Consider the following 3825-nt stretch of genomic DNA (forward strand, 5'->3'; position numbering starts at 1 on the left):
CCTGTTTATGCCTTAAGTCCTTCCCTATATGAGTTTCAGCTACTTTTGGGCGTAGGCACTCTCATCGAATTTTATTTTAAGTTAATTATTTGCATAACAATTCCCGAAGAGCCTCTTTTGAGATTCTCTCTGGTACTTCCTTGTTTACAGCAACTATGCAACCACCAACGGCTGCTACGAATCTGGAAATTATACAGCACTTGGAGAAAAATCCCAAAATTATGGATGACTATCTAAAACGCTGTTTACAATTGCGAGAAACTCTAATTAATTTAGGTTTTCACCTCAATGATGTACCTTCTTACATTACCTCAATTATTATTGGTCAAGATGAAGTAGCTGAACAGGTACGACGAGACTTACTGGACATGGGGTATTGTATCCCTATATTCCGTTATCCTGCTGTTGAGCGTGGCAAGGCTTTAATTCGCTTGATGATCAACAATAAGCATACTGATGAGGATATTAATCTTTTTGTTGAAGCTCTCAAAAAAACCCGAGAGCACTATCAATTTTAAAGCCGACAATATCCAACTTCTGTCAATTAAGTTCCCATCACAAAACTAGAAAAAATGGGTAACTTACCCGATTCACAAAACCAAAAGGAGAAAAATGATGATTGCCAATACTTTACAAGCAGAAAAATGCTCAACTCTTAACGCCACTGTCAACTCTTATAATGAATGGGATCCTTTAGAAGAGGTAATCGTTGGAAGTTTAGATAATGCGGTGTTTCCCCCGAATCATCTTAGTGTTCACGCCACAATTCCTCAAAGTTTATCAAAAATATTGATGTGGTTTGGTAGCCGACGTTATCCAAAATTTTTAATAGAAGAAGCGAGTAAGGATTTAGAACATTTCATCCATATTTTAGAATCTGAAGGAGTTACCGTCCGTCGTCCCGATGTTATGGATTTTAGCGTGACCTACAAAACTCCCGATTGGAAATCAAAAGGGTTATGTACTGCCTGTCCGCGAGATGGTTTGTTAGTATTGGGAGACGAAATTATTGAAACCCCGATGGCATGGCGTTCTCGATATTTTGAACTCCACGCTTACCAAACATTATTAATTGAATATTTTCAAAAAGGTGCACGATGGACTGCCGCACCTAAACCCAAGTTAACCGATCGACTCTATGATCGCAACTATCAGATACCTCAAGAAGGGGAACCGATTCGCTACGTAATCACGGAATGCGAACCTGTCTTTGATGCGGCGGATTTTATTCGCTGTGGTAAGGACATTTTTGTTACGAGAAGTAACGTGACAAATGAGATGGGAATTCAATGGCTAGAACGCCATGTTGGGGATAAATTTAATATTCATAGAGTCGAAAGTAAATGCCGACAACCAATGCACATTGATTCTAGTTTCATGCCTCTGGCTCCTGGAAAGTTATTAGTGAACCCAGATTATATTGATGTGGCTAAAATCCCAGACATTTTTAAATCTTGGGATATTCTCATTGCTCCTAAACCCGATATTATCACAGGAGGTTTTTTCAATGCCAATGCTAGTATGTGTAGTTTATGGATTAGCATGAATGTATTAATGCTTGATGAGAAAAGGGTAATCATTGAAAAACATCAAGAAACGATGATTCGATTTCTCAAAGATCATGGATTTGAGCCAATTCCCTGCCCTTTCATGAATTACGCGCCTTTCGGTGGCTCTTTCCACTGCGCTACCTTGGATATCCGTCGTCGAGGGACGCTACAATCCTATTTCTAGTCTTAATCCAATGCTTACCTTGACCATTTTGTGGCTGGCTTTTATTGATAGCATCAATCCCACCCCTATTGCCATCGCTATCCTGATATTTTTGTATCGGGGGACTCGGGGAGTTTGGGCTTACGTCTATGGTATTTTCTTGACTACTTTGGTTCAATCATTCGTTTTTTACTTCGGATTAAGTGAACTGCAAGAGATAATATCGAGACAACACCTATCTTCTGTTAACTGGGGCTGGCTGTTAATTCTTGTTGGAGTGGTGGTCAGTGCTTATGGATTATATCGCTGGTGTCATAGAAAGGAAATTCCGAATCTAAGGAGGTGGGACTCTCTCCCCCCCTTAGATTACGCAAATCGACTCAAATTCTTAGCTTTTGGTAGCGCGACAACCCTCGCGGAGACACCGGGAGCGTTCCTAATGATTCTGGCTATTATTGAAATCAGAAAACTAGCAACTCCTTTCGTGTTTTTACCATTTTACTTAGGTCTTTATGCTACGATTTATACCTTGCCTATTGTTCTTTTAAATTTGGCTGGAATCTGGCATAAAAAGCCTTTAGAAACATGGCTATCTAGACATTTTAAGTTGCTTTACCTCATTCTGAATATCACTATTAGTTTATCTTTAATCGCTTTTGGTGTATTTTTTCTTGCTATGGGAGTGAAACAATTAAGATGACTTCTCTTTCTTCATTTGAGAATTCGAGATCTCAAATCAAAGGGGCGGTGTTTATTTCCGCCAGTTCGTCGGGAGTTGGTAGGGTCTGTGCAAAAATTCTTGCAGAAAAAGGGTTTTGGGTTTTTACCGGACTAAGAAATTTAGATCAAGCCCGATCACTGCAACAAGAAACGGGGGGGAATACAACCCCGATCCTGCTTGATGTTACGAAAGAAGATAGCATTATCTCGGCCGCTACTCAGGTGGCAGAAGTATTAAGCAAAAAAAATCTGAAATTGTTGGGCATTATTAACAATGCCTGTCACGAGTTTCACGGGCCTTTAGAACTCCTGCCCATCGAGTTCGCCCGTCAAGAAATGGAGGTGAGCTATTTAGGCTATTTGTCAGTTATCAAAGCTTTTTTACCACTTCTGCGGCAGTCGCGAGGACGGATCGTGAATTTTAGTTCTATCAATGGACTAATCGTATTTCCGAGTGTTGGCACAGGGTGCGCCGCAAAATATGCTGTCGAGGCGATGTCGGATGCTTTTCGTATGGAATTAGCCCCTTGGGGAATCAAAGTATCGATCATCGAACCAGGAGCGATCGCCACCCCTTTGTGGCAAAAAACCCAAGAGGCTTTTGAAGAGTTACCGAAATATGTATCGATGGAAACTCTTCAGTTATACTATCCATCTTGGTCGGAAGCTTTAAAAAAGTCGAGATCGGAAACCAATTTATTTTACAAAATTGCCACATCACCAGAACAAGTTGTACCCTCCATTCTGCACGCGTTAACTAGCAGGAACCCCAAAATTCGCTATCGGATCGGTCTTGATGCTAAAGCTCTGGCTTTGATAAACTGGTTGTTGCCAAATTGGTTATTTGATTTTATGGCTAGGAGGGTTTTTCTCTATCGGTAGTTCTTACTGAAAAAGGATACAGATTGTCTTTTGTCCATACTAACCCCGTGTGCAACTATATTGGCTCTTCTCGACTTTGTGTGATAATTTTTGCTTATGGAATCGTGAAATGCTTACTGGGCAAGACTTTTAGGACTATTTTGCGGATATTCTATCAGTATAGACCTCGTTTCCACACAGAAACCAGAAGAGCCCTATATTTTTAGTCTTGATTTACAAGGCTCTCAGAAATCAGCAGAGATCAAGTATCCTCTGCAACCCTGATTCTGTCGTTTTTAGTTGCACATCGCGTCATACTATAAAAACATGATTGCCGCTTATATAAAACAAAAACAACTCTCAAGAAATAGCGATGAAACCTAATTCATTATCCAAGCATTTTCATCAGGGTAAGCTCATCTAATTTGGTATAAATTGTACTTGACAAAGATTTCTGAATAGGGTAATCAAATCGCCATAGCACCGTCCCGCACTGCCAGTACCCAGACTTAGCCGCTGCTACCTCTGTAT

Annotated in this window: 4 protein-coding genes and 1 pseudogene; all 5 read left to right on the forward strand. The window is 40.4% G+C overall.

Annotated elements, in window-relative coordinates; translation table 11 throughout:
• The first annotated feature begins 155 nt into the window (after nucleotides 1–155).
• The 5 genes and pseudogenes from H6F92_RS14710 (at nucleotide 156) to H6F92_RS26820 (ending at nucleotide 3579) form a co-directional block, all read left to right on the forward strand.
• Nucleotides 156–518 carry a PLP-dependent aminotransferase family protein gene (locus tag H6F92_RS14710; protein ID WP_242030143.1) on the forward strand — a complete coding sequence of 121 codons (363 nt, stop codon included), beginning with the start codon at nucleotides 156–158 and terminating at the stop codon, nucleotides 516–518.
• A 94-nt stretch (nucleotides 519–612) separates the two neighbouring features.
• On the forward strand, nucleotides 613–1734 hold the full coding sequence (locus tag H6F92_RS14715; RefSeq protein ID WP_242030144.1) for an amidinotransferase: 1122 nt from the start codon (nucleotides 613–615) through the stop codon (nucleotides 1732–1734).
• Between the two features lie 28 nt (nucleotides 1735–1762).
• Nucleotides 1763–2413 carry a GAP family protein gene (locus H6F92_RS14720; RefSeq protein ID WP_231859756.1) on the forward strand — a complete coding sequence of 217 codons (651 nt, stop codon included), beginning with the start codon at nucleotides 1763–1765 and terminating at the stop codon, nucleotides 2411–2413.
• Nucleotides 2410–3315, forward strand: coding sequence for an SDR family NAD(P)-dependent oxidoreductase (locus H6F92_RS14725; protein WP_002736732.1), 906 nt, complete (start codon nucleotides 2410–2412; stop codon nucleotides 3313–3315). The genes H6F92_RS14720 and H6F92_RS14725 overlap by 4 nt, the downstream gene beginning before the upstream one ends.
• A gap of 76 nt (nucleotides 3316–3391) precedes the next feature.
• Nucleotides 3392–3579, forward strand: a pseudogene (locus H6F92_RS26820) (hypothetical protein).
• Nucleotides 3580–3825: the final 246 nt, after the last annotated feature.

Source organism: Microcystis wesenbergii FACHB-1317 (assembly GCF_014696875.1).
Taxonomy (GTDB): Bacteria; Cyanobacteriota; Cyanobacteriia; order Cyanobacteriales; family Microcystaceae; genus Microcystis; species Microcystis wesenbergii_A.